A 25,774-nucleotide genomic window follows, 5' to 3' on the forward strand; every position below is an offset into this window, starting at 1 on the left:
TTGTATAGGAATAAATTAAACATTCAGTTATTGGTGTTTATCGACATCGATTTTTCAATGACGCTTAGAATTACATTGTGCACCAGAATGCAGAGAGATTGTCTCAGACCTATGTATCTAACTAGACATTAAAAAAGCCACTTAAAAGTGGCTTCGTTAAATGCATGCGGTGAATTTACGAGTTTGGACCGTCAACGCGTTCAATGCTGACGCGTCCCGTTCCTGAATTTGTAATACCTAAACGCTTTGCAGCGCCGTATGAAAGATCAAGTACACGATTACCATGGAATGGACCACGATCGTTTACTTTTACAACCACACTCTTACCATTGTCTTTATTCGTCACGCGAATATAACAGTTCAATGGAAGACTACGGTGCGCAGCCGTCAATTCATTCATATCGAATGTTTCACCACTTGCAGTCTTACGACCGTGGAATTGACGACCATACCAAGACGCAACACCAGTTTGGCTAAATTTGCGAACTGTATTAGAAGCGACTTCGTTTAATTTATCAATTACTGAAGGCTCATCTTCAGGAACTTGAATCTTAGCTGCAATAGTTTCACGGCGAATTTTATCACCAGAACGCTCAGTAATTGACAAACTGTTCAAATTTGAAAAATGTGAATTAAAATTCGTTGAGTCTTTGCTGACTATGCGAGAAGCCAAGCTTGAACTGTCCGAATCATTGTTTAAATATGATGACTGAACCATTTCAGAGTTGACTTGCGTCATACTCAAACCCATGGTCAGGGCAATCATATATTTTAGTGAAGCATGCATCGTTTAACTCCTTGGAACCTCAATTTAACTTTCTAAGTCGCTGAAAATTAACCATAGAGGTCTGTAAATTCACTTGTGCAACTGCATTTAACGAAGAGGATAATATTCAAGCGGTAACAAATGTGTCTAGCATTATTTGGAAAATAGTTACAAAAAGGACAAATTCTTACAGAAATTGAATAAAAAATAACCAATAATGTAACAATTTATTTAAATGGTAGAAAATGTGATCACATTAATAAAATAATTCATTGACTTTTCCTGTTTTTATAAAATTGTAAGCCTTATCGGCTCACAATCTCAGTGCCTAATAACCATAATGCTGTGGCATACATACGACTTTTATTATAGGTCGTAATCACTTGAAAATTAGGATAAGTGATGTAATAAATTGGACCATAACTATCTTGCAATTGAATGACATTGACTAAATCCAAGTCATCTATTTTGACAATAGGATTGAGTGGTGCAATACCTAAATTTTTAATCGAGCCATAAGGGACAGGCTGAGTTAAATCTTTAGCAATAATTGCATCTGGGGTATGACCTGTATAACGCGCTAAGAATCCAATAGGTTGATTTCTTTGCCAACCATGTTGTGCTAAATAGTTTGCAATTGAACCGATGGCGTCTACTGCTGAATTTCGCAGATCAACATGTCCATTTTCATCATAGTCCACGCCAAATTTTGAAATATTACTTGGCATAAACTGAGGGTAACCAACAGCACCTGCATATGAACCGACAATTGAGTTGGTTGGTACATCATCTTTATATGACCAAGCAATTAAAGCACCGAGCTCATCTTGGAAATATTGTGCACGGCGTGGATAACCAAAGCCCAGAGTCGCAAGTGCGTCACGGGTAATAAATGAGCCCTTATTTGAGCCGTAGCCTGTTTCTACCCCTAAAATCCCCAGAATGATCGCTTGAGGGACGCCAAATTGCTGTTCAGCGCGATTTAGAGTGTCTGCATACTGGTTTTTAAAACGGATACCACGTTGAATGGTGCCTTCAGATAGAAAGTTGGTTTTATATTCATACCAAGGTTTACTTTCTCCTGGTCGATTCATAATGTTAATAATATTGGGAAGATTTCTTGAACCATTCATTGCCCAATCGACTTGCTCACTACTTAAACCATAAGTTTGCATGGTTTTTACTTTAAAATTGTTATAGTCAGGATGGCTGGCAAACTCGTTGGCTTGGCAAAAACTGGTAATCGAAAATGCAGCTGCACAAAAAGACAGGTTTCTTACTTTTTGCAAAAGCCCAAAATTAAACATAGGTTATATTTCCTAATTATTTATGATGAAATTAACGATGTGTATGAATTGACATTACAATACCAAAAGTGGCCATTAAAGTAATAATTGCAGTCCCTCCATAACTCATAAAGGGTAATGGCACACCAACTATAGGTAAAATACCACTGACCATGCCTGCATTTACAAATACATAAACAAAAAACGACAATCCAAAAGCACCAGCAACCAAACGACCAAAATTATGGAAACAGTTTAAGCTGATTTGGAATGTTCTGAAGATAATTGCAAAATAGATCACAATCAATAAGATAATACCAATTAACCCGAATTCTTCTGAAAATGCAGCAATAATAAAGTCAGTATGACCTTCAGGTAAAAAATGTAAGTGGGATTGTGTACCTAATAAATAGCCTTTGCCCATAAAACCACCAGAGCCAATCGCTGTTTCTGACTGAATGATATTCCAACCCGTACCCAAAGCATCTGCAGCAGGATTGATTAAGGTTAAGACACGTTGCCTTTGATAGTCATGTAGTAAAAATTGCCAAGCGATGGGGATGACTGCCGCCGCAGCAGCAATCGCAGCTAAAATTATTTTCCAAGGCAGACCGCTAAGAAATAGCACAAAAATCCCACTGGCGAGAATAAGTAATGACGTGCCAAGGTCGGGTTGTTCAGCGATGAGAATAAAAGGAATACCAATTAAGAGCAAAGACAGAAAAACCTGTTTAAAATTTGGCGGAAGCCGATGACGTGATAAAAACCAAGCAATCATTAAAGGCATAGCAATTTTCATAAATTCACTGGGTTGCACACTACCTGCACCTGGAATATCAATCCAGCGTTGAGCGCCCATACGAACTTCACCAAAAAGTTTAACGGCCACTAAGCACATGACACTAAACAGATAGAAATAGAGTGCAAAAGCTTGATAGACCTTTGGTGGAATTTGTGCCATTCCAAACATGACCAAGAGACCCAAACTAAAGCTCATGGCTTGTTTTGCGACAAGTCCGGTATTTTCAGCAGATGCGCTATATAAAACGGTTAAACCAAGCAAAGCATTTAAAATTAAAAACAAGGTCAACCATGGGTCAATATGTATTTTTTGCCATCGAGAAGGGAGCATTGCTGTGCTTAATCCATCACGGGGAGCGTGACGTAAAAACTTATACTGCGAACTTGGAGCCATTGGACTATTTTAGTGCATGAAACGGTTTGCGAATGCTAACATAAGCCTTATATAAGTTAACTTTTGTCTATATTCGTCATGTTGTTTAAAAGATAGAAAAGAAGGGAATTTGTGGTTAAAAAATAAGCCAAAAATGATCAATATTAAAATTAAATTAAGAAACAAAATCTTGAACATTGTGAATGTAAGATTTTATAGCGCAAAGTGGTTTTCGCTTTTAAAAAATAGACTTTTTATTTATTTGAATTTAAAGATAATATTCTAAATTTATTGTTGAGACTATTCTCAAAACAAAAAAAATACCCTTGAATTCAAGAGTATTTTTCCATTAAAAAATTCAATTAACTTGGAATGATCAATTAAAAAATAATGTACTGTGATATTCAGCCAGTGCTTTGATTTCATCTTTATTCAAGCTTGGAATCAATTTATCAACAGCAATATGTACAGCTTTAGTTACTGTCGCAGCGCCGATGTCTGAAGCTTTACGTTTAATCATCCCTAAATCTAATGTTTTATTAAATTCACGCATGAAATGGTTAATGGATGCATCAGCGAATTGTTTGTATTGTTCAGACAAAACACCACGATCGATATCACCATTTTCTAGAATTTCAGCAAAGCTATGCTTCATATTGGTGACTAGATTTGCATTCAAGTTTGCTCCAACACGTGGTTGGCCTTGCGGGTCTTTAAATAAGCTACGTTCAGAAAAATTGATCGACTGACGAACGACTTCATTGTCTGCTTTACTTAACAGTTGTTTAAGCAACACAGCCACAGTCGACTTTACATAACCTGCTAGTTTTTCAGCAGTGTCACGTCGATCACTGGGTGGAAAGCGGCGAACGAGCCCAATCAGTATTGCATCAATGATTTCATCATTAATTAATAAAGCAGTTTGATCACGTAATGGGTAAAGTGGTTCGTTAGAATTTTTTTTCTCGATACCAGTCTGAATATTCCTTAAAAGTTCTTCAGATGGTACAAAACCAAAAAAAGGCATGTTTTCAACCTCAATGTTATTGTCTAGCCAATCGAATTGGGCTTGGCATCCATGTTTCATCCGATACACGGCATGGATTAATATCCAATCCTCCACGACGTGTATATGTTGCATATACCATCAGTTTTTCTGGTTTTAAATTTTGCCAAATATCGGCAAAGATTTGCTCCACACATTGCTCGTGGAAACCATTATGCTGACGATAAGAGATAATATAAGCTAAAACACTGCGATAACAAGGTTTTTTGCCCTGATAACGGATGAAAACAGTTCCCCAGTCGGGTTGTCCAGTGACAGGGCAATTGCTTCTTAATAAATGTGAATAGAGTTGTACTTCAACGCTTTCAGCCAACGCACTTTCATCCAAAGCTAAAAGCGATGCATCTGGATGATTGAGCAAACGATCAGGTTGTTGATCATCAATACAAATACCTTGTGGTTTTGCAATATCAAGCTCATCAACTTGGAATAAGCGAAGTGTCACATCGGCTTGAGCAGCTTGAGACAAGTCCTTTTCAACCGTTGCAATAAAGGCATCTTGGGATTCAAAAGCTGTAAAGTTCATACTATTAAAGTAGAGTTTTAAAGACTTTGATTCAATCAGGTTTGGAGAGCTTGCAGGTAGGGTGATTCGGCCAATCGCAACTTGTGGAATGCCTTTAAGATTCAGCCAAGAAATTTCAAAAACATGCCACCAATCCTTTCCTTTATAGATGCCATCAATATCGGCATATTGTTCACGTGCAGGTGCACGTGAAATAGGAAAAAGAATTTCAGGTTGGTATGTAGTAGGGTAATCGGTTTCTTTACCCAATAGAGAGAGTTCAACAGACATTATTCACGCATTCCTGAACCACGAGAAAGTAAATAGTAGGCAATCGCATAGAGTACGCCACAGCAAAGTGTTACGACAACTAATGAAAGTGAAACATTCACATCGCTATGACCTAAAATTCCAAAACGGAATGCATTGACCATATATACAATCGGGTTAATTAAAGAGAGATTTTGCCAAAAAGGGCTTAAAGCACTAATAGAGTAAAATACACCACCTAAATAGGTGAGGGGGGTTAAAACAAATGTTGGGATGATTGAAATATCATCAAATGATTTTGCATAGACAGCGTTAATGAAACCACCCAAAGAAAAGAGTAGTGATGTAATAATCACGGTATATATTGTGACGAAAACGTTGTGGATGGCTAAGTCAGTGAAGAACAGACTCATGGCTGTGACAATTGCACCGACTAGAACACCACGACAAACACCACCAATGACATAGCCCCATAGCACCATATGCAATGGAACAGGACTCATGATCAGTTCTTCGATACTTTTTTGAAATTTTGCACTAAAGAAACTTGATGACACGTTTGCATAACTATTGGTGATCACAGCCATCATAATCAGACCAGGCACGATGAACTGCATATAACTAAATCCACCCATTTGCCCAATACGAGAACCCACTAAATTTCCAAAAATCACAAAGTATAAACTCATGGTGATTGCAGGCGGTAATAAGGTTTGTGGCCAAATTCGCATAAAGCGACGTATTTCTTTATAAACTAAGGTGTAAAGTGCGACTCGAAGTTGGCTAAAGTTCATTATTGCGCTCCTTCAAGATTTTTTTCGACCATTTTGACGAATAACTCTTCAAGACGATTCGATTTATTACGCATACTACGTACACGAATACCTTGTGCTTCTAATAGCTGAAATAGATCATTTAACGAATGTGCTTTATCCATTGTTACTTCTAAAGTCATTGGATCAATCAAGTTAAATTTCACACCGATGATATCAACATGAAGTGGTTCAATCGGGTGTTCTAAATCAAAAATAAAGGATTCTTCATTTAACTGATTAAGAAATGCTTTCATCGAGGTGTCTTCTTTGATTACACCACGGTCAATGATGGCAATTTGACGACACAACATTTCTGCTTCTTCTAGGTAATGTGTGGTTAAAATGATTGAAGTGCCTTTTTCATTCATTTCAGTCAAAAAGTCCCACATTGAACGACGCAATTCAATGTCTACACCAGCAGTTGGTTCATCTAGAATTAAAAGTTTTGGTTCATGCATCATGGCACGAGCAATCATTAAGCGGCGTTTCATACCACCTGAAAGCATACGTCCTTGAGTGTTACGCTTTTCCCATAAACCTAATTTTTCTAAATATTCTTCAGCACGTTTTTCCGCAATCTTTTTGGGAATACCGTAATAACCTGCTTGGGTAACTAAAATATCAAAGGTTTTTTCAAATTGACCAAAGTTGAACTCTTGAGGAACAACACCTAAACATTGTTTTGCAAGGGAAGGGTGAGTATCGAGATTATTGTCGAAAATTTCGACTGTACCTGATGTTTTATGTGTCAAAGAGCTGATAATACTAATCGTTGTAGATTTACCTGCACCATTTGGCCCTAAAAGTGCATAAAACTCGCCCTCAGGAACCGTTAAATTGATTCCTTTAAGTGCCTGAAATCCATTTCGATAAGTTTTCGATAAATCTCTTAACGCCAAAGCATCAGTCATGAAATTCTCACATGGTTTGAAGAGTGCGTATTGTGAGCGATATAGAAGAATAAACCAAGCGTATTACAAGGAATTATCTGTTGCAAATTTGGAACGTTGCTCAAAGCATAAGCATCAATTCAATCAGTTGTTTTATAAATGCTTTACCGCGCTTAAATTTTTGGTATGATGTCCCAACTCAAATTAAGCGCCCATAGCTTAACTGGATAGAGTACAGGTTTCCGAAGCCTGTGGAGTGGGTTCGAGTCCCGCTGGGCGTACCATTATTTAAATAAAATCAATAGCTTAAATTTATTTAAAAACCATTTTTATTTATAACTTCTAAACACTTTTGATTTTTTCTGATTGTTTGATCTAAAGTTGATTTGACTGATATTTAAAATAACGTACAAGAAATTATTTTCATTTATATTCAATATCAATGTTTTAAGTTTTCTGCGAGTTAAAAATCAACCTACTTTCAGTTGATTGAAACTATATGTACAACCTTTTTACTTCTATCTATGCTTTGCAATGAATATCAGACTTTATCCTTTTGAGATTTAAGCATTCTTTTATGCTGATACATTTTTTTGTCTGCTTCATGCATTGCAGTTAAGAGGCCATAAGCAGGGTTACGCATTGCAACACCAATTGCGGCACTAATATTTTCTTCTGCAAATGCTTGCAGAATACGATTTGCTAAGCCTGTAGCATTAATAAGATTATTTTCAATACTTAAAACAGAAAACTCATCACCACCTAAACGTGCGACAACATCATTGCTACGTACACATTTAGAGAGAGTAGCGGCTGTCTTTTGAATAAGTTCGTCTCCAGCATCGTGGCCTAAGCTGTCATTTATCATTTTCAAATTATTTAGATCAATCATGATAATGGCAGCAGGGTGTCCATAAAATTTACAACGATCTTCTTCTATAGCAAGTAATTTGTCCCAACCTCTGCGATTAAATAATCCTGTCAATGAATCTGATAATGCTTCTTCTTTGAAGCGTTCACTTTGTCGGATATGTTCAATCTCACGTAATTCACCCTGCAAAATATAGCTTAACATTTGACCTAATAAATTAATTAAGCCTTCTTCTTCTACTAATTTGTCTGGTTGAGGTTGAGGATCAATTGCACAAAGTGTACCAAATAAAGAACCATCCTCTTTCATCAGAGGTTGACCAATATAGGCTTTAATATCAGCTTGTTTATTGATTTCTGCATTCGCATATACAGGAATATCTTCAGACCTAGGGGCAATACGTGGCCCTTTTCCTTGTACCATTTGTGAGCAAAATGAATCAGCCCATTTAAATACACGACCAGATTCAATTTGGTAACCTTGGTCTTTAGACTGAAGTACGATCCAATCTTCACCTTCAGTTCGCGTTACCATCCAGAGTTTAAAACCAAATCGTTTGTTTAAAAATGTGAGAACTGCACAACTAGCTTGTTCGAAGTTTTTAAATTTAAAGTCATCCATTTAGTTTGCCTGCCATACTCATGTTTTCTTAATATTGAGACAAATTTAAAACCACATTGATTATAACTTGTGTAATAAAAAGACTTTGGATCATTCTATTGTTTAATTTCTTACATAATATCAATTTATTTTTAAAATATAAAACATTTTTAAAGTAACTAAGCATAGATTTATATATTAATGAAAGAATTGTTTCTTAACCAATAAAATAATGTAGATCATCTAAATGAATAAATAATAAAAATTAATGTGTTGTTTGATCTTATCGCGATGAAGGGGTATTCGATTTTGTTACCTTATATTGGCTAAAGTGCCAGTGTTTGATGTTTTGGTTATTTTTAGACTCCTTTTAGAGTAAATAGTGAAATAGTTAATTAATGTTCTTCTTTATATTGATCGTTTGGCATTTTTGCTTTTATATTGTTTATTAATATACATTGGTATATTTAATTGATACGCAATACTAATTTGTTAAGTTTTATTTAATAAATTTAAAATGAAGAATGTTTACTTGTTTTTAATTTAAACAAATGTTGGGTTTTAGGCAATGAAGTGGCTTTGCTTTAAGCAATTTATCAAGAATAAATAAAAATCTACTTAATTTTTTATAATTAATATTTCAACTCTTTTTAGTTTTTGATGCGTAGTTAACATAGAACTTAAAGTATAAATTCAATGGCAGCGTAGGTTGAAATCAAAGCAAATTTGAAGTGATTGATTATAAAATAACTTGCTGATAGATTGATATTTTAAAACACTCTTTCCTTTTGGGGGTACTATGCTCATTCAAATTGCAAATACCGTAATCAATACGGATCAAATTCGTTTAATTGAAGTAGATGAAAATGGAGAGTTTGTTCGGATCTTTCTTGGTGGAGACTTGGTAAGAAGATTTGAATTTCCAAATCATGATAGCCAAGCCAGATTCTTAAATAAAATTGGATTAAAGGAATTTTTTACTTAAAACTAGAAATATTTAAACCCACTTTGAGTGGGTTTTTTATATAAAAAGGAAAAGCGTAACTGGGTTTAACCCCATCTTTATTATTTTCTCACTCATCTATACATTGATAAATTATTTATATCCAATAAATCAGTATGGAAATCAGAAGCCTTATTAGAAAAGTGAGCTTAAAGTATGTAGATCATCTTACTGTTGATCAACATATTTTCTCTACTCAACGAAATGATAGTAATGGTTCATTTTTGTACTGGCTGCTTATCCTCATTAATAGAAGAACAAATACTTATGAAGGAATATTTTCTGTGTATAAAGGGGAGGATTTAGAACTCAGGTAATATTGGTATTAGATCAGACTGTTATTCATCAAGACTACTATTCATCAAGATTATTAAGACCTAGATATAAGGCTGAGTGATCAAGTTTTAGGGTTAAGAAAAGTGATTGTCAAATCTTTTATGGGGGAATTCAGTGAGTAAATATAAACTAAAAATAAAGGTTAAAATGATATTGGTGAGCGCAAGAGCTAAAAATTTTATAACAGAGATTTATGAAAATTCATTGAATGTGAGTGATTGCTGTGACTTTAGGTTTATATCATTTTTCAAAACGTTTATTTAAAAGTTGCAAGCAAAGCTCTTGTTTTCAGATTCAGAAAATCACGTAATCAAATTTTTGGGGTTAAAAGATATGTTATTTAATGAAAAATAAATCACTCTAAATAAAGAAAAATTTTATAAAAGTAGAGTTTATATTTTAAATTAAGTCATTCACTCTCAAATTGATTTTGTATTGCGACATTATTATCTACCTATTGTTAAATTAATCAATATAATAATTGCTATATAAAAGTTGAATAATGTAAAAGCATCTTGCGCATAAAATTAAATCGCAATATATTAAAACTACAGTAGGTCGTTAAGACGCTACAAAGTAGTTGGACAGATCAATGACAGCTTATTGAATTTGCAACAGATGTTCAAATAAGAAATAAGCACTAGCTTTCCAACATTAAAAAACTCGCAGAAATGCGAGTTTTTTCATTTGTTACATTCAACGAAGCAATAATGTAAATTAGTTCAAATTAGTATCAATTTCCAATAAAAATTTAGCACTAATTTTTGAATTCCATTAATCTAATTTAACAATGCCATAAAATTTAACATCTTCAAAAGTACTTAAACCCAATAGCGTGATATAAGAAGTTATGTACGAAATGGAGGGTATAAAAATGTCTGAAATGATTACAGTCAAGATTAAAGATCAATATAGTAATGAACTCAACGCTTTAGCATGGCTGAATAAGCTCCAAGAACATGAGGATGAGTCTTATTCATTATTCCAACGTATAGATCACATTGTGGTCGAGGGAGAAAAAATTTTACCGAATATTGAATTGCTTTTTGAAAGTAAAAGTAGTGACAGTATTTATCGTATCATCGAAGAAGTAAACTAAACCTTTCTCAATGCTTATTTAAAAAGCGTATTGAATCATTCAAATTCAGTACGCTTTTATGTATTTAACTATTATAAATAGATATTTGTACGTTTTTTTTTGAATTATTTTATTACATTACCGAATTTAAACACGATCCAAATTTTGTAAGACGAGATTGAATCAAACTATCTCAGGCAAATCTTTAAACTCGCTATGAAGTATGTAAATGCTGCAATGAACGATTGATTTGCTGCATGTTTAGGTTTAATTCATCACGTGGAATTCGAGTTTCTTGTAGAGCTGTAATCCACTGCATCTGACAGAGTTTAATTTCTCGGACAGATTGAGCATCTTGAATTTTCAAGATCAATTGTTTTGCCATCAAACCGCAATGTAATTTTAATAAACCCATCATGGTCTGTTTTACTTCTTCAAAATTTAGAGGCGTGCCATTAATTACAGATGGATCATGACTATTTGATAAATCTTTAGTTTGTATAAATTGAGGTTTCGTTGCTTCAGTTTTTTTCTGATGATGAATGATTTGAGTATCTGCTAATTGATGGTTATTGTCTTGCTGTTTATTGTCTTTATATTCAGCTTTACTAATTTTGTTTTCCTGTTTTATATTTTCAATATCTTGATCTAAAACAACGTGATGAGGGTTATCCGGCTTGAATTCAACAGATGTATTCGAGATATTCCGGTTTGGAAGGATTAAACCCAATTGTTCTAATTGCTGAACAATTTCAGGTGTCGCTAAGCGTTGTTTCATCGCACTATTCAATACTCGAAAATCGTCTGTACCGATAAGAAGTAACAATTGTCTTTGACGAGCATTGAGTTGAAATGTGCGCTGTTTTAGGGCTTGCATACCTAAATCAGTCTTAACATAATGATCCATGAGCCAATCTATTCCCCCTAATAAATTGGCTCTAGAATAAAGCGTGAAAATTACACTAACATGACTATTTTATTACAAATCAATAGGTTAATTTGTGACTTATTTTGCATTTTCTAGTGCTTTACGTAGATAAGGATCTAAATCCTCTTGGCGGAGTAGCCATTGAATATAGTCTGCAGGCAAATCTACAATCGCTGTACCACGATGTTTACCAAAGTTAATACTACGTGGAATACGTGCATCTTCAGATGCCTCAAATAATTCTTCAATATTTTGAATTTTGAGTTGATACACAATATGCATCAAAATATTTGCAGTGAGAATAATATCTGCATCTGCACGGTGTGCGCCTTTTAACATGTCACGTGCTTTTTCGCTGCCCTTGCTAATCATATAGATGAGCGCTGAAATATTATGTGCTTCGGCATTTGGCCAAACTAAACGTGCCAATGCCAACGTGCAAATTGCTTTGATTTGTGAAGTGTCGACACCGCATTGTTGAATGGCACGAATATCATAATCAATGTTATGACCAATAATATAAGTCGTTTCTTTTGGGAGCGTAAAGGTTGAAAAATTGGGTTGATCAATTAAATCAGACTCTAAAATATGATGCACGGCCATTGATGCATACGAAATTTTTTCATCGCCAATACTATAAAGTTGGTCAAAAATAAGTTCACGATCTAAACTTAACTTACCATGGTCAATTTGGATAGGCGCATAAGCAATTTCAATCGGTAAACCATTTAAATTATGTGTTTCAGTATCTAAGATAATTGCTTGCATACGTTGCTCCAAAATCAGTGCAAATGAGTAAACCCCAATAACACTAGCTTTTTTGTGCTTTGAATACAATTCTTAATCTATATTTCACATGATTGTGCTGAGTTACTCGTGCATTGTTTATTCATCACTTATATCAAATTTAAAAGCACCAAAAAGTAGACTGTGTTTCGTGCCCGAATTTTAAAAATTTTCTTTCAATTGAAACACGTAATTAAAGAGCAATAACAAAAATGGAAAAGTATTTTGTGAATCACAATTTGAATTAAAGGCTATTCACAAGTTTAATACACCATTTTTCAATCCAGCATAAAAGCAAGCCTAAAGCAGTGTATTCATTGTTTAACAGTATTGATTAGCTTAAATAAATAGGTGTGTCCATTTCTTGACGAAATCAGCCAAAATCATCGCTGCATGTTCAAGTTTGTTAAGTTTAAATAAATAGAATGAAGCATTGAAAACTCTCAAATAGATAGAAGTGATAAAGTTGAGTTTAGCTCAGCAATATAAATTCAAATTGATCTGCAATAATTTCAATGAAAAGACTTGCTTAAGCTATTTTTTTGTCGTATTGATGAATGAATATGCAGAGTGTATTTTGCATACAAAATTTCTAAAAACAGTGTTTAAGGATAAGCCACATGAAAAAAAATTTATTAACGGTTTTAGTTTTAAGTTCGGGGTTAGTTCTCAGTGCATGTGACAATGGGGGCGGTGGTGGTAGCTCTTCTTCAACTTCATCAAATACAGATGTAAATAATATTGCAAATCCTGTTGTCGGCACACCAACGACGTATGCATTGACAGACATGTCTGCAGCCGCAGCTGAAAGTGTCGTCATGACCTATAAAATGAAAGGTATCAACGGTACAGAAGTACAAGCAACCTCATTGGTGTTTACCCCTAAAACAGCAGCACCTGCGACAGGTTGGCCGATTGTGGTTTGGGCGCATGGCACAACTGGTGTGGCTGATCAGTGTGCGCCAAGCCGCAATGTAATGAATGATTCTGTTAAAAGTATGATTTCTAAGTTCTTGGCTGAAGGTTATGTGGTGGTTGCACCTGATTATGAAGGTTTAGGTGAACCAACAGGTACAGAATTGCATCCATTCTTAAATTTAAAGAGTGAAGGCTATGCAATTACAGATGCCGTGGTTGCGACGCATAATTGGTTAGGGAACAAAGTTTCTAAGAAATGGGTAACGGTAGGTCATTCTCAAGGTGGTCAAGCTGCCTTAGGTGCAGCACAGTATGCTGAACGTGCTAACTTAGACTATAAAGGAACTGTTGCTGTTGCACCTGCTTCGCAATTAAGCTTAATTTTAAATGCAGGGCAAGCATCTGTTGCAAATGCACCATTTGAAAAGCAAATTCCAGTCTACGCATCGTTAGATACCTTTACTGCATTAATTGCAGCAGGATTGCGTAATCCAAATCCAACACTTCAATACAATCAAGTATTTAAAATGCCAACTGATCAAATTGCCAAAAATGCTGAAAGTGTCTGCTATGACATGCTTGGTAAGCAATTTGCTTTGGCAATGGGGCAATATGCAGCAGTCAATGGGTCATTAAAAGACTATCCAAGAACGACGGACACTTTTATGTCCTTGCCTATTGTCAAAACTTTCTTGGAAAAAGATTCACAACCTTTGCAAGTGCAAGTCAGAACCCCTGTCGTGATTTACCAAGGTGGAGCGGATACGACTGTACCTCAAGTGGCGACTGACGCTTTAATAGGAACAGCGAAAGCATTTGGAACTCAAGTGAATTATATCACCAGTCCAACGTGGGATCATGGATCAGCTTATGCATCAAACATTGATAATATTGTGTTTGATGTCAATACAATGTTAGCCAAATAATATCTATTGGTTGTAGACCAAGCTTAAGCTGATTTAAATAGCTCATGTTTTGAAAACATGAGCTATTTTTATTTAAAACTGAGTAAAGTTCATTCTGTTTAATTACAAACTTCATGCTACAATGTGCGCAATCTTAGCACGGCTTAAAAGCCCTAATTCATAGGACCTCGCTAATGTTCGCCAATATCTCTATTTCTGAATTTGATCCAGAATTAGCTCAAGCAATTCAAAACGAAGATGCTCGCCAAGAAGCGCATATTGAGTTAATTGCATCTGAAAACTATTGTTCTCCTGCTGTCATGGAAGCACAAGGATCAAAACTAACTAACAAATACGCAGAAGGGTATCCAGGCAAACGCTATTATGGCGGTTGTGAATATGTTGACGTGATCGAACAATTGGCGATCGATCGTGCTAAAGAATTATTTGGTGCTGATTATGCTAACGTTCAACCTCATGCAGGTTCTCAAGCAAATTCAGCAGTTTACTTAGCACTTCTTAATCCTGGTGATACTGTTTTAGGTATGAGCTTGGCGCATGGCGGTCATTTGACACATGGTGCTAAAGTGAGTTTCTCTGGTAAAACATACAACGCAATTCAATATGGTTTAAACCCTGAAACAGGTGAGATCGATTACGAAGAAGTTGAACGTTTAGCAGTAGAGCATAAGCCACGTATGATTGTTGCTGGTTTCTCTGCTTATAGTCAAATTGTAGATTGGCAGCGTTTCCGTGATATCGCAGATAAAGTGGGTGCTTACCTATTTGTAGATATGGCGCATGTTGCTGGTTTAGTTGCTGCTGGCGTTTACCCAAGCCCAGTGCAAATTGCTGATGTAACAACGACAACAACGCATAAAACATTACGTGGTCCACGTTCAGGTTTAATTCTTGCGAAAGCAAATGAAGAAATCGAGAAGAAACTTCAATCTGCTGTATTCCCTGGTAACCAAGGTGGTCCATTAGTGCATGCGATTGCTGCAAAAGCAATCTGCTTTAAAGAAGCAATGTCTCCTGAGTATAAAGAATATCAAAAACAAGTAGTGATCAATGCTAAAGCAATGGCTGAAGTATTAATCTCACGTGGTTATGATGTTGTTTCTGGTGGTACTGAAAACCACTTATTCCTATTGTCTTTAATTAAACAAGACATTACAGGTAAAGAAGCAGATGCTTGGTTAGGCAATGCACATATCACTGTAAACAAAAACTCTGTACCAAATGATCCGCGTTCTCCATTCGTAACTTCAGGCATCCGTATTGGTACACCTGCTGTGACGACACGTGGTTTCGGTGAAGCTGAAGTTCGTGATCTTGCAGGTTGGATTGCAGATATCCTTGATTCTAAAGGAGATGAAGCTGTAATTAATACTGTGAAAGCGAAAGTAGAAGCGGTATGTGCTAAATTCCCAGTTTATGCTTAAGCATTAACTTGAGAAAGGCCCCCTTTCAAGGGGGCTTTTTTATTGGAATAAGAAATTAAGCGTTTTGTAAAATACCGATTCAAAAGAAAAAAATAGCGGTTTCAATACATGCTATTGTAGTTAAAATGATGTGAAAGATCATAGGAATAACAGAGATGAATAAACCCAATATTATTATTTCAGAACAAGATTTAAATCGTTTAGAAACCATGTTGGAACATCAAGTCAAACTCACAGATACAATGAAACATTTAGAAGATGAACTGGCAAGAGCGAACGTTGTGAAGCCGGATCAAATACCTGCAAATGTTGTGAGTATGAACGCAAAAGTTTTGATTACCCTTGCCTCATCAGATGAAATGACAGAAGTCACACTAGTATATCCGCACGATTTTCATGGCGAGAAAGGACAGTTGAATGTGATTGCTCCGATTGGTGCTGCAATCCTTGGACTTGCAGAAGGGCAGGAGATTGAATGGCCACAGCTAGATGGTCATATGATGAAAGTGAAAGTTGAGAAAGTGCTGTATCAACCTGAAAGAGAAGGTGACTTTAACTAAAAAATATAGCCATCATTCATTCGATGGCTATATTTTTTATTGCATAGTATTCAACTTAAAAACCAGAAGTGTAGCCTTTGCTTGGGTATTTAAATTGATGTTGTACATCTAACTTAAAGGTTTGTTTAGGTTCTAAATTCATTTGCCATTGATTGATATTTGGCTGTCCATTCCAAGTTGTTGCGCTAGGTACCAAACTATAAGTAGATTGAGTCGTTAATTTGCCATTTTGGCTTTGTGGCTCAGATTCAAAAACCGTCACCTGAATTGGATAGCTGTGTAAGTTTTGAACGGAATATTGTTGTTTTTGAATGGTTTCAGAGCGTGAGCGTACAGGATTTTTTTTATCTGTTAAATCTGTAACATTCACTTGAATCTGTTCATCTATACCAAAGCTCATTTGCAATGCTTCATCGGCATTGTTGTTCCAAGTTCTTTGTCCAATATAATCGCCGTCACGATAAAGTTTTACAATACCTGAAGGCCAGTTACTATCCAATTTAGCAATTTCAGCATTAATGGTTGCTTGTGTACTCTGTTTTGGTAGGACCCAAACTGACAGTTTTGCGGGATATTGCTCAGCACTTAAAGGTAAGAAGATCTGTTGTTGGCTGCTCGGAATAGAGGCTTTAGTTTCTGAGCGGAACTCTGTACTAAAATTTAAATCTGCAGCTTGGAATTGAGGAAAGCTAGGGCCATTATTTCGTGCAGGACTTCTACTTTTAGCTTCACTGTCCATCGCCATTTCAGCCATTGCGATAGGGGCGGGAGCAGGCTCATAAACTGGACGTACTGGTTCAGGCTCATAATAATTTACCCACCACGGCTGAGGTTGAATCTGTTGTACATAATTTCGAGGCGTAGATGTTGATAATGCTAACTTTACATTGTTCCAATCTTCTCCCGTTTTTTGGGCAATCATCGCCATACGGGTTAGCTTGACTTGCTTTGTTTGCGTATTCAACTCGGCTTTATAAGTCGGCTGCCAACGTGCATATGGTATTAAATAGCTAATTTTGATCTCACCTTGTTGCTTGGCATTGACATAGAATTTAAGTGTGCGTTGGTTAAAATCACTGTCGCCAATCGCATTTAAATCTTGTTCCAACTCTCCTAAGCGCTGTTCTAATTTTTCTTTCTCAATTTTTGCTTGGTCGATTGCAATAAATGCGACATAAGCATCTTGTCGAACTTTAGGTGCAGAACCTTCTGTCACATTGCCTAGAAATTTATTTTGTAATTCAGCAGCTTGAATAATTGAATTTTGTTCAGAAATTTTCTTTTTTACTCCTTCAATTTGGCTGCGAAGCTGTGATGATTCAGTGCCAGATGGTTTATCAATCGCACTATCTGTATGTGATACGGCATTGACTTCAATATTACTGCTTTGATATTGCAATTGATTGATATCAAAATTTGCAGCTAACCCCGTCAAGGTCACCAGTTGTTCCCCAGCTTGTACTGGAATGGTTCTTTCTATTTTTGCAGAAGTTGGATAAAGTGTAACCTGTTGAATAGGAGAGTGATTTAAGCCTAAAGCAAAACTATATGTGCTTGGAATGCAGAGAATACTGAATTGAATGACAGATTTTATATTCATTATAGTGTCCAAAAGTAATGAGATCAGTCTGATCAATAAAATGTAGCAGAAAGTTGAAATAAGCTAAATACAAGAATTTCATAAAATTAAAAAAGATATTTTTAACATATTTAAATAAAATAAGCCTCAAATGAGGCCTATTGTTTAAAAATATTCAAACTTATATCTACTTATATCTTTAGTGAGAAGTCACGATAGTAGTTTGATATTTTTGCATATATTCTTCACGTATCTCATTACGTTGATCAGATGTAGAAGCTTTCTGCATTTTTTTGCGTAGCTCATTGCGTTCTGTTGTACTCATTTGCTGCCAAACTTCACGCATTTTTTGTTTATCTTGTTCGGGAAGTTGAGTAAACCAATCCATACGCTGTTGCAAAGAATTATTTTGATCAGCAGGAATTTCTTTCAAATTTTGATAGCGTTTAATGAGGGCTTTTTGTTCGTCCTCAGATAAATTATCCCATGTTTCATTGACTTGACTATTCGCATCTTTAGAAAAAATCCAAAAACGTTCAAAACCAGCAAAACTTGTTTGTAAAAAACCAATAGCACAAAAAGCCAAAGCTAATTTTCTAGCTACCATGGGAATTTTTATCCTCACCAAATACAGATAACATATCTAAATCTTCCATCATTTGAGGTGAAAGTTTAGGACTAACAATGACTTGCTGTTGGTTGTGTGGTTCATTTGAAACATCAAATGCATTTGGAATCACCACAAAACCTGTAATCGCAGCGGCGAGTGCAAAACCAGTCATTTTCCACGTACCATAACGAGATGTAGACTTGTTCTCAATATGATCGAGCACATTATTCATCACCACGGCTTTATTGCGATGATTATGTGCAAGTCCATCAAGTTTAGACGTCACTTGTTTGGTGAAATCATCATTATTCATTCGATGAACCTCCTCCATATGGATTTAGGTGGGATAGCGAAGCTCTCAATCCTTGAATTGCCCTGTGATAATGGGTTTTAACGCTACCTTCTGTACAATTCATAATTGACGCCGTGGTTTGAGTATCAAACCCTTCCCAAGCACGTAACATAAAGGCTTGTTGCTGGCGTGTCGGTAATTGACTAATCGCTTGCTGTATTTCTTCAACAGTTACATTTTGATCTAAAAATTGCAGTGGATTTGGTGTCGATTCATCCACAATATCCATTGCTTCATCATCGTCCCCATCTAAGTCAATTTTACGAAACAAAGAAAAAGGAGAGGCACGTCTCGCTTCTTTGCGACGCCAGTCTTGTAATTTGTTATTTAAAATCGTGTAAAACAAGGGATACCATTCTTCAGTCGATTTGTCTGAATAAGATTTGTGTAAGGAAATGAATGCTTCCTGTACCAAATCCATAGCAATCCCATTGTGTCCCTGTGTTGCACTTTCCATCATCACTAAAGCACGACCAGTTACATCATGCATAAAAAATCTCAGGCGCTGCTCAGCCGTACTCGTTTGAGCACTTGCTGTTTCAGACTGTGACTTCTTTGGTGCTAAGTCCATAGAGATGGAAAATCCCGTCATTGGGTACCCACCATTTTAAATTCGTATACATATAACGTTTAAAAAATGATTTGGGTTGACATGTAAATCAATTATTTTTTTCAGTTTAAATGATTTTGTCCAATAACGGGCAATATTTAAAATAATTTAACGTTATAGGCGTTGGCGAACCATTTCAAAGAAACAAATTGAACCTGCTACAGCAACATTAAGAGACTCTTGACCGCCTGGCTGTGGAATCGCCACAGATTCTGCATATTTCAAAGCAAATTCTGAAACACCTTGACCTTCATTGCCTAAAATCCAAACACATTGTTTACGCAGATTTTTTGAGTACAAGCTTTCTGAATCGTGTGAGCTGGTGACATAAACAGGGATTTTAAATTGCTTGATAATGTCTTCAAGCACAACATTTTCATAGGTTTGCAATGAAAAGTGAGCGCCCATTCCAGCACGTAACACACGCGGCGACCATAGCGATGCTGAGCCTTTGGTACAAACCACTTGTTCAATACCTGCTGCAGCTGCTGAACGCAATAATGTTCCGACATTACCTGGATCTTGAACATTTTCAAGAATTAAGGTGTCTTCATTGAAGTTTAAAGCTTGGGTTGATGTAGGCAAATCCACAATCGCTAAGCAGGCAAGAGTTGTCCCCAATGTACTCAAATCTTTATATAAAGATTCACTAATGACAAAAACAGCCCCTTGGTATTGATCAATAATTTCGCCAAGATCTGTATGCTCTAAAGCATGTTCAGTAGTAAAGATCGAGTTAATTTTACGGCCTTTTTCTAGCCAAGCTAAGCTAAGGTGAGTGCCTTCAAGGACAGTTTGTCCTTGTTTTTTGCGATAGGTATTTTGTTCAATTAAACCACGTAAGTGTTTAATTTTAGGATTATCTTTTGATTCTAGGAAAATAGTAGGCATGGGAGTGCATCCATAAAAAGTAAGTCGGGGTTGTGCAAGATGCGACAACCCCTGAATGATGTACTCCCGCTAAATGAATAGAAGCAGGGAGTAAAAGTATGAATTAGTGATGATAACTGGTCACTAATTCAACTTCGTTTTTAGAACCAATCACGACTGGAACACGTTGGTGTAATTCAGTGGGTTGAATTTCCATGATACGAACACGGCCTGTTGTTGAAGCGCCACCCGCTTGTTCCATAAGCATACTCATTGGATTTGCTTCGTACATTAAGCGTAGACGACCTGCTTTTTGCGGATCTTTAGTGTCGTATGGATATAAGAAAATACCGCTACGACAAAGAATACGGTGAATATCGCCCACCATACATGCAACCCAACGCATATTAAAATCTTTTCCACGACCAGCAGTTTTACCTGCTTGTAACTCATCAATATAGCGTTTTACAGGTGCTTCCCAATGACGCTGGTTTGATGCATTGATTGCATATTCTTTAGTATCTGCTGCAACTTGGATATTTTCAGAAGTTAACAGAAATTGTTGAGTTTCTGGGTCAAATGTAAAAAATACTGTGCCAGCGCCAACTGTGAGTGCCATCATGGTTGATGGGCCATAAAGCACATAACCTGCAGCCACTTGTTGTGTACCCGCTTGCATGAAATCTTCTGTTTGCGTCACAGCATTTTTTGCAGGAAGAATTGAAAAGATTGTGCCTACACACATATTGATGTCGATATTGCTTGAACCATCAAGTGGATCAAACAAAACAAGATATTTGCCATTTTCTTGAGCGGGAGTGAAGTCATCAAGTTCTTCTGATGCTAAACCGCCCACGTTTTTATTGACTTTTAGAGCATCAATTAAATAATCATTTGAAATAACATCCAGTTTCTTTTGTTCTTCACCTTGGACATTTTCATTTTGTGCGCTACCTAATACACCTGCTAAAGCACCTTTTTGTAAAGCTTGATCAATGGTTTTACAGGTATTGGCAATAGTTTCAATAACATCAGCAAGTTCAGTGGTTAAGTTCCCTTGTTGTTGTTCTAAATATTGGGATAGGGTGCGATATGACATATCTGTTGTGCTCCAAAAGCAATAAAATTCTATTAAATTAAAGAATGCGACTATTTTAGATGAGTTCGGCAGAAAATAAAAATTATCCTGTGTTATTTGTCGTGAAAATACCCTTGAAAGTATTTCATAAAGTGTTATGTTGAATTTATAAACCAAGGAAATGAGGAGTACTCATATGACAACAGCAAAGTTCGATGCGACTCCAACTGAGGGTGAAGGTATTGATTTAAAAGAAATCAGTGCTGAAAATGTAAAAGATGCCTGGAAAGATTACGAAGCAAAACCTGAATTTAAAAAATTCAATAAGCATGACATGATCGAATCCATGCAAAGCCCTAAGCCTGATGAATCAAAGGTTTAATCGATAAAAAACGCTCATCATACAATGGGCGTTTTTTATGCGGTTATTTTGAGAACCTAAGTTATTTAAACTGATCATCATAAAAATACTTGACCGCTTAAACTAAGCAATAGATCGCTTTGTGAGAGCAATTTACATAAAAAATGCCCAATTCAATTGAGCATTTTTATGGTTCATTTTAACGTTGCAATCCCAGTATGATTGAGAATCTTTGCATTATCAAAATCAAGATATTATTTTAAAAGCGGGGGAACAGCTTCGTAGTTGATTTCAACACGACGATTTTCTTTCCAAGCGGCTTCATCATGACCTGCATTGACTGGCATTTCTTTACCATAACTTACAGCTTCAAGCTGAGTTGATTTAACACCATTGGTAATTAAATAGCTTTCAACGGCTTTGGCACGACGTTCACCCAAAGCCATGTTGTACTCACGAGTACCACGTTCATCGGTATGACCTGTTAAAGCCACTTTAGAGTTTGCATTGGCAATGAGGAATTGAGCGTGCGCTTGCAGTGTTTGGTAATCTTCGTTTGAAAGATCGCTACTGTCATAATCAAAATGAACAACACGTTTCGCTAAAAATGCTTTATTTGCTTCAGTGACACCTTTAGCAGAAGCACCATTTAAATTTTGAGCATTTAAAGCAGCATCTTCACTTAAACCATTAGTATTCACTGTTGTTGCACCATTTGGGTTTGTCCCTGTTTCAACAGTTGCAGCAGGCTTACGACTTGCACAGCCTGTCATTACAAGGCTTACAGCCAATAATGGTAAAGCTAAATATTTTATCGAATTCATTTTAATCTCCATGACTTCATTTTAAATTAATACTACATACACATAAAAACGATGATTGTTTTAGGGACAACACTATTTCGGTGCCCAAGCGGGTTCACGTACTTCACCTTGCTCACTTGGTAAATTCATGCGGAAACGACCATCTGTAGACATGATTGCCAATAAGCCACGACTTCCTTCACGGGTTGCATAAACCACCATTTGCCCATTCGGAGAGAAACTTGGCGATTCATCTAAACTGGTCGGGGTGAGAATATTGGTAATACCTGTCGAAATTTCCTGAATCGCGACTTTGTAGTTACTGCCAGAAGGACGATGTACCAATGCCACATATTTACCATCTGCGCTTAATGTTCCACGTGCATTAAATGCGCCACGGAAAGTTAAACGTTTAGTTGAATCATCTGCAAAGTTATAACGGTAAATTTGGGCCGAACCACCACGATCAGATGTAAAAATAAATGATTTTCCATCAGGTGAATAACGTGCTTCTGTATCAATTGCGCTATCGTTGGTAAGTCGTTTCACTTGGCGTGAATCTAAATCCATTTGATAAATTTCAGGATTACCATGCATGGAAGCAGTAAATAGCATTGATTTGCCATCAGGTGAGAAACTTGGCGCACCGTTTAGGCCACGAAAACTGGCTAATTTCTCACGTTGACCTGTCGCTAAATCTTGTACATAAATTGCAGGACGTTTGGTTTCAAACGAAACATATGCAATTTTCTTCGCATCAGGTGTCCAAGCAGGGGAAAGAATTGGATCACGTGAACTTAAAACAGTTTTTGGTTGCTCACCATCTGTGTCTGCAATCTGTAGCGTATAACGTTGTTCTGGGGTCGCAGGGTTTCGTAATACATAAGCAATCCGACCGCTGAAATCACCTTGAATACCAGTCAAAGCTTGGTAAATGGTATCACTGATCATATGTGCAGCAGAACGAACACGTGAAGTTGGAACAGTGAGTAATTCATTCAGTAAGAATTTTTGTTTTTCAACATCATACAATTGATAATGAACAGAAAGTGAACCATCCGCATTGGTTTTAGATTCACCTAGCACGACATAAGGAACACCAGCAGCTTTCCATGCTTCTGCATTGACATTGTTAATCGATGCTGTTGCAGGAAGATTTTGTGATGCACTGGTAAAACGGCCTGAGCGGTTTAAATCTTGTTCTACCACTGGATAAATTGACTGATCATTGCTAAAGGGAATAATTGCAATTTTCGGTGCAGATTCAGGCGCTTTGGCAATTTCCAAATGGAGCTGTGCATAAGAAGTAGTAACGAGTGCAGGACTCAGTGCAGCAATAATTGCTAATCCTAATAGTTGTTTAGGCATGATTTTCATTGGACTTCATGTACTCAAATATTGGTTTTAAACTATGCATAGCTTTGTAGCATAAAGAGATAATTTTAATCTATATAAAGCATGTAATTATGAATAAAAGATTAAAGTGGGGCTAAATGACGATAGAAATTGAATTCGAATTTATTACAAAGATGAATTTCTGCTTCATCTTTAGGCATTACAAAAGGTGCTGCTCGGAAAATACTTTTTTTTAATGATTTGACAACAATATCATTATTCCTTCCATTGGTTTGAATTCTTTTAACATTTCCATCATCTTTTAACTCAACATATACATTAATATTACTATCCGACATTGTGTGTGCAATACTTGAATTGTCGATAACCTTTTGAATATTATTTCTTTGACAGTTCAAAAGAGGGCGTCGACTGATTTGTGTTATTGGACGATGAGTGATAGTTAAGGGTTGTCCACTCGAATCTATCATTTGTTGGCTTTCTGTATCTACAAGTTGACTGTTTTCCGCAAAAGTAGCGGGAATGGATAAAGCGAGCAGGCTGATTAAACTAAAAATTTTCCCATACATTTTTATTGTTCCTGAAACACTAACAACTCCAAAATAGCACAAACCCTGCCGAAGCAGGGTTTAAAATATTTACTTTACAGTAAAACTTGCGCTAAAGCTTCGAGCTTCACGACGTGCATCGGGATCTGAAGGCATCGGGAATGGTGCCGCATTTCTGACAGCTTGTTCTACACTGGCTTTCACATCTGGGTCAGAAGCATTGACAATCACAGAAGCGACACCGCCACTCTCTGTTAAGGTGACTCGAGCAGTTGCTTTTTGTCCAGATGAACCTGCAGGCATTCGCCATGCATTACGCACTTTATTTTCAAAGTCACGTTTTGCAGATGAGGCAATTTTTTTAGCTTCTGCTTTTTTATTTGCAGCGGCTTCTTTGGCTTTTTCTGCCGCAGATGCTTTCTCTTCCTCTAGTTCACGTGCTAAATCCGCTTTGCGTTTAGCTTCTGCATCTGCTTTGGCTTTATTTGCCGCATCGGCCTTGGCTTTTGCAGCAGCATCGGTCTTGGCTTTATTTGCCGCATCGGCCTTGGCTTTATTTGCCGCAGCATCGGTCTTGGCTTTATTTGCCGCATCGGCCTTGGCTTTTGCAGCAGCATCGGTCTTGGCTTTATTTGCCGCATCGGCCTTGGCTTTTGCAGCAGCATCAGCTTTAGCTTTATTTGCCGCATCGGCTTTGGCTTTTGCAGCAGCATCAGCTTTGGCTTTATTTGCCGCATCTGCTTTGGCTTTTGCGGCAGCGTCCGCTTTAGCCTGACGGGCTTTTTCTGCTGCTTCTGCATTACGTTTGGCTTGTTCATTCAGTTTCAACTGATGTGCCTTTTCAGCGGCATCAGCTTTGGCTTTTTGCAACGCTTCCTGTTTTGCTTTGGCAGCTGCTTCAGCTTTTGCAAGAGCATCTGCTTTAGCTTGTTGCATGATCTCCGCAGCTTTTTGTTTTGCTTTTTCAGCAGCATCTGCTTTTGCTTGTGCTAATTTGGCTGCTTTTTCCTGAGCCATTTGAGCAGCGGCAGCTTGTTGTTGTTGAAGTGCTGCTTTGGCTTCTTCAGCAGCTTTTTTCATTTCGACAGCTTTCGTATCTTCAGGTTTTGGTTTGTTTTCAGTCGGAATGATGGGTGCAGTTGGATTCGGTTCAGCTGTTTGTTGGACTTGTTCAGCAACTTTGCTATCCGCTGTTTCTTCAGAATCTGTTTGTTCTAACGGTTTTGCTTCAAGTGGTGGTAAATCTTCTGGCTTGATCAATACTGTTTTGATCTGTTTGGGTGGTTCAGGTGGCTGACTTAAACCAAGAAAAAGTAAGCCTGTTATTGCCACCACATGGATTCCAAAGGTAAATCCAAGCGCAATCGCTTTTTCTTTAGATTGTGGCTTTTGAATATTTTTCATA

26 protein-coding genes and 1 tRNA gene are annotated in these 25,774 nt (G+C 36.7%); 7 read left to right on the forward strand and 20 right to left on the reverse strand.

Translation table 11 applies throughout. The features are described from left to right. Nucleotides 1-175 precede the first annotated feature (175 nt). The 7 genes from D7V20_RS07335 to D7V20_RS07365 form a co-directional block, all read right to left on the reverse strand. Nucleotides 176-787: a septal ring lytic transglycosylase RlpA family protein gene (locus D7V20_RS07335; protein WP_120383659.1), complete on the reverse strand. Its 612-nt coding sequence runs from the start codon at nt 785-787 to the stop codon at nt 176-178. A 284-nt stretch (nt 788-1,071) separates the two neighbouring features. After that, a complete protein-coding gene (gene mltB, locus D7V20_RS07340; RefSeq protein ID WP_120383660.1) occupies nt 1,072-2,073 on the reverse strand; it encodes a lytic murein transglycosylase B in 1,002 nt (333 codons plus the stop codon). Between the two features lie 31 nt (nt 2,074-2,104). Next, entirely contained in the window at nt 2,105-3,247 is a 1,143-nt protein-coding gene (gene rodA, locus D7V20_RS07345) for a rod shape-determining protein RodA (protein WP_120383661.1), read from the reverse strand. Between the two features lie 355 nt (nt 3,248-3,602). Next, nucleotides 3,603-4,253: a hypothetical protein gene (locus D7V20_RS07350; protein WP_120383662.1), complete on the reverse strand. Its 651-nt coding sequence runs from the start codon at nt 4,251-4,253 to the stop codon at nt 3,603-3,605. A gap of 16 nt (nt 4,254-4,269) precedes the next feature. Further along, complete coding sequence (gene queF, locus D7V20_RS07355) at nt 4,270-5,088, reverse strand: NADPH-dependent 7-cyano-7-deazaguanine reductase QueF (RefSeq protein WP_120383663.1); 819 nt, start codon at nt 5,086-5,088, stop codon at nt 4,270-4,272. Continuing rightward, nucleotides 5,088-5,861, reverse strand: coding sequence for an ABC transporter permease (locus D7V20_RS07360; protein WP_120383664.1), 774 nt, complete (start codon nt 5,859-5,861; stop codon nt 5,088-5,090). Before D7V20_RS07360 ends, queF begins: the two co-directional genes overlap by 1 nt. After that, the gene (locus D7V20_RS07365) at nt 5,861-6,793 is read right to left on the reverse strand and encodes an ABC transporter ATP-binding protein (RefSeq protein WP_120383665.1); all 933 of its coding nucleotides are present in this window, start codon (nt 6,791-6,793) and stop codon (nt 5,861-5,863) included. Before D7V20_RS07365 ends, D7V20_RS07360 begins: the two co-directional genes overlap by 1 nt. A 187-nt stretch (nt 6,794-6,980) precedes the next feature. Here D7V20_RS07365 and D7V20_RS07370 point away from each other — a divergent pair. Next, nucleotides 6,981-7,056: transfer RNA gene (locus tag D7V20_RS07370), tRNA-Arg, on the forward strand. A gap of 257 nt (nt 7,057-7,313) precedes the next feature. On the opposite strand, the gene D7V20_RS07375 is transcribed toward D7V20_RS07370, so the two are convergent. After that, nucleotides 7,314-8,264 (reverse strand): sensor domain-containing diguanylate cyclase, encoded by a 951-nt coding sequence (locus D7V20_RS07375; protein WP_120383666.1) that lies wholly within the window; start codon nt 8,262-8,264, stop codon nt 7,314-7,316. 778 nt (nt 8,265-9,042) lie between these two features. Between D7V20_RS07375 and D7V20_RS07380 the strand changes: the two genes are divergently transcribed. Together D7V20_RS07380 and D7V20_RS07385 are read left to right on the forward strand one after the other, a co-directional pair. Continuing rightward, nucleotides 9,043-9,228: a hypothetical protein gene (locus D7V20_RS07380; RefSeq protein WP_089604752.1), complete on the forward strand. Its 186-nt coding sequence runs from the start codon at nt 9,043-9,045 to the stop codon at nt 9,226-9,228. A 1,228-nt stretch (nt 9,229-10,456) separates the two neighbouring features. Beyond that, nucleotides 10,457-10,681 (forward strand): hypothetical protein, encoded by a 225-nt coding sequence (locus D7V20_RS07385; RefSeq protein WP_120383667.1) that lies wholly within the window; start codon nt 10,457-10,459, stop codon nt 10,679-10,681. 193 nt (nt 10,682-10,874) lie between these two features. Here the strand turns inward: D7V20_RS07385 and D7V20_RS07390 are convergent, their stop codons facing one another. Both D7V20_RS07390 and D7V20_RS07395 read right to left on the reverse strand, forming a co-directional pair. Next, nucleotides 10,875-11,567, reverse strand: a complete 693-nt coding sequence (locus D7V20_RS07390) for a hypothetical protein (RefSeq protein WP_120383668.1) — start codon at nt 11,565-11,567, stop codon at nt 10,875-10,877. A 99-nt stretch (nt 11,568-11,666) separates the two neighbouring features. After that, nucleotides 11,667-12,356, reverse strand: a complete 690-nt coding sequence (locus D7V20_RS07395; RefSeq protein ID WP_120383669.1) for a putative quorum-sensing-regulated virulence factor — start codon at nt 12,354-12,356, stop codon at nt 11,667-11,669. Between the two features lie 638 nt (nt 12,357-12,994). Here D7V20_RS07395 and D7V20_RS07400 point away from each other — a divergent pair. The 3 genes from D7V20_RS07400 (at nt 12,995) to rnk (ending at nt 16,202) form a co-directional block, all read left to right on the forward strand. Then, the gene (locus D7V20_RS07400; RefSeq protein ID WP_120383670.1) at nt 12,995-14,218 is read left to right on the forward strand and encodes an alpha/beta hydrolase; all 1,224 of its coding nucleotides are present in this window, start codon (nt 12,995-12,997) and stop codon (nt 14,216-14,218) included. 173 nt (nt 14,219-14,391) lie between these two features. Beyond that, nucleotides 14,392-15,642: a serine hydroxymethyltransferase gene (gene glyA / locus D7V20_RS07405; protein WP_120383671.1), complete on the forward strand. Its 1,251-nt coding sequence runs from the start codon at nt 14,392-14,394 to the stop codon at nt 15,640-15,642. 155 nt (nt 15,643-15,797) lie between these two features. Further along, nucleotides 15,798-16,202 (forward strand): nucleoside diphosphate kinase regulator, encoded by a 405-nt coding sequence (gene rnk / locus D7V20_RS07410; protein WP_120383672.1) that lies wholly within the window; start codon nt 15,798-15,800, stop codon nt 16,200-16,202. A gap of 55 nt (nt 16,203-16,257) precedes the next feature. Here rnk and D7V20_RS07415 read toward each other — a convergent pair whose 3' ends face one another. From D7V20_RS07415 to D7V20_RS07440, 6 genes are all read right to left on the reverse strand, one after another. Further along, nucleotides 16,258-17,802 (reverse strand): DUF4139 domain-containing protein, encoded by a 1,545-nt coding sequence (locus tag D7V20_RS07415; RefSeq protein WP_120383673.1) that lies wholly within the window; start codon nt 17,800-17,802, stop codon nt 16,258-16,260. Between the two features lie 178 nt (nt 17,803-17,980). Continuing rightward, entirely contained in the window at nt 17,981-18,388 is a 408-nt protein-coding gene (locus tag D7V20_RS07420; RefSeq protein WP_120383674.1) for a DUF3106 domain-containing protein, read from the reverse strand. Then, nucleotides 18,378-18,704 carry a hypothetical protein gene (locus D7V20_RS07425; RefSeq protein ID WP_120383675.1) on the reverse strand — a complete coding sequence of 109 codons (327 nt, stop codon included), beginning with the start codon at nt 18,702-18,704 and terminating at the stop codon, nt 18,378-18,380. The genes D7V20_RS07420 and D7V20_RS07425 overlap by 11 nt, the downstream gene beginning before the upstream one ends. Then, nucleotides 18,697-19,314 (reverse strand): RNA polymerase sigma factor, encoded by a 618-nt coding sequence (locus D7V20_RS07430; RefSeq protein ID WP_171407777.1) that lies wholly within the window; start codon nt 19,312-19,314, stop codon nt 18,697-18,699. Before D7V20_RS07430 ends, D7V20_RS07425 begins: the two co-directional genes overlap by 8 nt. Before the next feature lie 153 nt (nt 19,315-19,467). Further along, a complete protein-coding gene (locus D7V20_RS07435) occupies nt 19,468-20,244 on the reverse strand; it encodes a TrmH family RNA methyltransferase (RefSeq protein ID WP_120383677.1) in 777 nt (258 codons plus the stop codon). A 103-nt stretch (nt 20,245-20,347) separates the two neighbouring features. Next, nucleotides 20,348-21,322, reverse strand: a complete 975-nt coding sequence (locus D7V20_RS07440) for a class 1 fructose-bisphosphatase (RefSeq protein WP_120383678.1) — start codon at nt 21,320-21,322, stop codon at nt 20,348-20,350. Between the two features lie 175 nt (nt 21,323-21,497). Here D7V20_RS07440 and D7V20_RS07445 point away from each other — a divergent pair, with 175 nt between their 5' ends. Beyond that, nucleotides 21,498-21,683: an NF038105 family protein gene (locus D7V20_RS07445; protein WP_120383679.1), complete on the forward strand. Its 186-nt coding sequence runs from the start codon at nt 21,498-21,500 to the stop codon at nt 21,681-21,683. Between the two features lie 233 nt (nt 21,684-21,916). Here D7V20_RS07445 and pal read toward each other — a convergent pair whose 3' ends face one another. The 4 genes from pal to tolA all read right to left on the reverse strand — a co-directional run bounded on the left by pal (nt 21,917) and on the right by tolA (nt 25,773). Continuing rightward, nucleotides 21,917-22,486 (reverse strand): peptidoglycan-associated lipoprotein Pal, encoded by a 570-nt coding sequence (gene pal / locus D7V20_RS07450; RefSeq protein WP_120383680.1) that lies wholly within the window; start codon nt 22,484-22,486, stop codon nt 21,917-21,919. A gap of 72 nt (nt 22,487-22,558) precedes the next feature. Next, a complete protein-coding gene (gene tolB, locus D7V20_RS07455) occupies nt 22,559-23,842 on the reverse strand; it encodes a Tol-Pal system beta propeller repeat protein TolB (protein WP_120383681.1) in 1,284 nt (427 codons plus the stop codon). Between the two features lie 101 nt (nt 23,843-23,943). After that, a complete protein-coding gene (locus D7V20_RS07460; protein WP_120383682.1) occupies nt 23,944-24,390 on the reverse strand; it encodes a hypothetical protein in 447 nt (148 codons plus the stop codon). Nucleotides 24,391-24,459: 69 nt separating this feature from the next. Then, on the reverse strand, nt 24,460-25,773 hold the full coding sequence (gene tolA, locus D7V20_RS07465; RefSeq protein ID WP_120383683.1) for a cell envelope integrity protein TolA: 1,314 nt from the start codon (nt 25,771-25,773) through the stop codon (nt 24,460-24,462). Nucleotide 25,774 lies beyond the last annotated feature (1 nt).

Source organism: Acinetobacter rongchengensis (assembly GCF_003611475.1).
GTDB lineage: Bacteria > Pseudomonadota > Gammaproteobacteria > Pseudomonadales > Moraxellaceae > Acinetobacter > Acinetobacter rongchengensis.

Excerpts from the sequence above, each read along its gene's own strand:
- tolB (WP_120383681.1), bottom strand. The coding sequence starts at position 23,842 with ATGAAAATCATGCCTAAACAACTATTAGGATTAGCAATTATTGCTGCA.
- D7V20_RS07390 (WP_120383668.1), bottom strand. The coding sequence starts at position 11,567 with ATGGATCATTATGTTAAGACTGATTTAGGTATGCAAGCCCTAAAACAG.
- D7V20_RS07395 (WP_120383669.1), bottom strand. The coding sequence starts at position 12,356 with ATGCAAGCAATTATCTTAGATACTGAAACACATAATTTAAATGGTTTA.
- rnk (WP_120383672.1), top strand. The coding sequence starts at position 15,798 with ATGAATAAACCCAATATTATTATTTCAGAACAAGATTTAAATCGTTTA.
- glyA (WP_120383671.1), top strand. The coding sequence starts at position 14,392 with ATGTTCGCCAATATCTCTATTTCTGAATTTGATCCAGAATTAGCTCAA.
- tolA (WP_120383683.1), bottom strand. The coding sequence starts at position 25,773 with ATGAAAAATATTCAAAAGCCACAATCTAAAGAAAAAGCGATTGCGCTT.
- D7V20_RS07400 (WP_120383670.1), top strand. The coding sequence starts at position 12,995 with ATGAAAAAAAATTTATTAACGGTTTTAGTTTTAAGTTCGGGGTTAGTT.
- D7V20_RS07425 (WP_120383675.1), bottom strand. The coding sequence starts at position 18,704 with ATGAATAATGATGATTTCACCAAACAAGTGACGTCTAAACTTGATGGA.
- D7V20_RS07440 (WP_120383678.1), bottom strand. The coding sequence starts at position 21,322 with ATGTCATATCGCACCCTATCCCAATATTTAGAACAACAACAAGGGAAC.
- D7V20_RS07335 (WP_120383659.1), bottom strand. The coding sequence starts at position 787 with ATGCATGCTTCACTAAAATATATGATTGCCCTGACCATGGGTTTGAGT.
- D7V20_RS07350 (WP_120383662.1), bottom strand. The coding sequence starts at position 4,253 with ATGCCTTTTTTTGGTTTTGTACCATCTGAAGAACTTTTAAGGAATATT.
- D7V20_RS07420 (WP_120383674.1), bottom strand. The coding sequence starts at position 18,388 with ATGGTAGCTAGAAAATTAGCTTTGGCTTTTTGTGCTATTGGTTTTTTA.
- queF (WP_120383663.1), bottom strand. The coding sequence starts at position 5,088 with ATGTCTGTTGAACTCTCTCTATTGGGTAAAGAAACCGATTACCCTACT.
- D7V20_RS07460 (WP_120383682.1), bottom strand. The coding sequence starts at position 24,390 with ATGTATGGGAAAATTTTTAGTTTAATCAGCCTGCTCGCTTTATCCATT.
- D7V20_RS07365 (WP_120383665.1), bottom strand. The coding sequence starts at position 6,793 with ATGACTGATGCTTTGGCGTTAAGAGATTTATCGAAAACTTATCGAAAT.
- mltB (WP_120383660.1), bottom strand. The coding sequence starts at position 2,073 with ATGTTTAATTTTGGGCTTTTGCAAAAAGTAAGAAACCTGTCTTTTTGT.
- D7V20_RS07445 (WP_120383679.1), top strand. The coding sequence starts at position 21,498 with ATGACAACAGCAAAGTTCGATGCGACTCCAACTGAGGGTGAAGGTATT.
- D7V20_RS07385 (WP_120383667.1), top strand. The coding sequence starts at position 10,457 with ATGTCTGAAATGATTACAGTCAAGATTAAAGATCAATATAGTAATGAA.
- D7V20_RS07435 (WP_120383677.1), bottom strand. The coding sequence starts at position 20,244 with ATGCCTACTATTTTCCTAGAATCAAAAGATAATCCTAAAATTAAACAC.
- pal (WP_120383680.1), bottom strand. The coding sequence starts at position 22,486 with ATGAATTCGATAAAATATTTAGCTTTACCATTATTGGCTGTAAGCCTT.
- D7V20_RS07375 (WP_120383666.1), bottom strand. The coding sequence starts at position 8,264 with ATGGATGACTTTAAATTTAAAAACTTCGAACAAGCTAGTTGTGCAGTT.
- D7V20_RS07430 (WP_171407777.1), bottom strand. The coding sequence starts at position 19,314 with ATGGACTTAGCACCAAAGAAGTCACAGTCTGAAACAGCAAGTGCTCAA.
- D7V20_RS07380 (WP_089604752.1), top strand. The coding sequence starts at position 9,043 with ATGCTCATTCAAATTGCAAATACCGTAATCAATACGGATCAAATTCGT.
- D7V20_RS07360 (WP_120383664.1), bottom strand. The coding sequence starts at position 5,861 with ATGAACTTTAGCCAACTTCGAGTCGCACTTTACACCTTAGTTTATAAA.
- rodA (WP_120383661.1), bottom strand. The coding sequence starts at position 3,247 with ATGGCTCCAAGTTCGCAGTATAAGTTTTTACGTCACGCTCCCCGTGAT.
- D7V20_RS07415 (WP_120383673.1), bottom strand. The coding sequence starts at position 17,802 with ATGAATATAAAATCTGTCATTCAATTCAGTATTCTCTGCATTCCAAGC.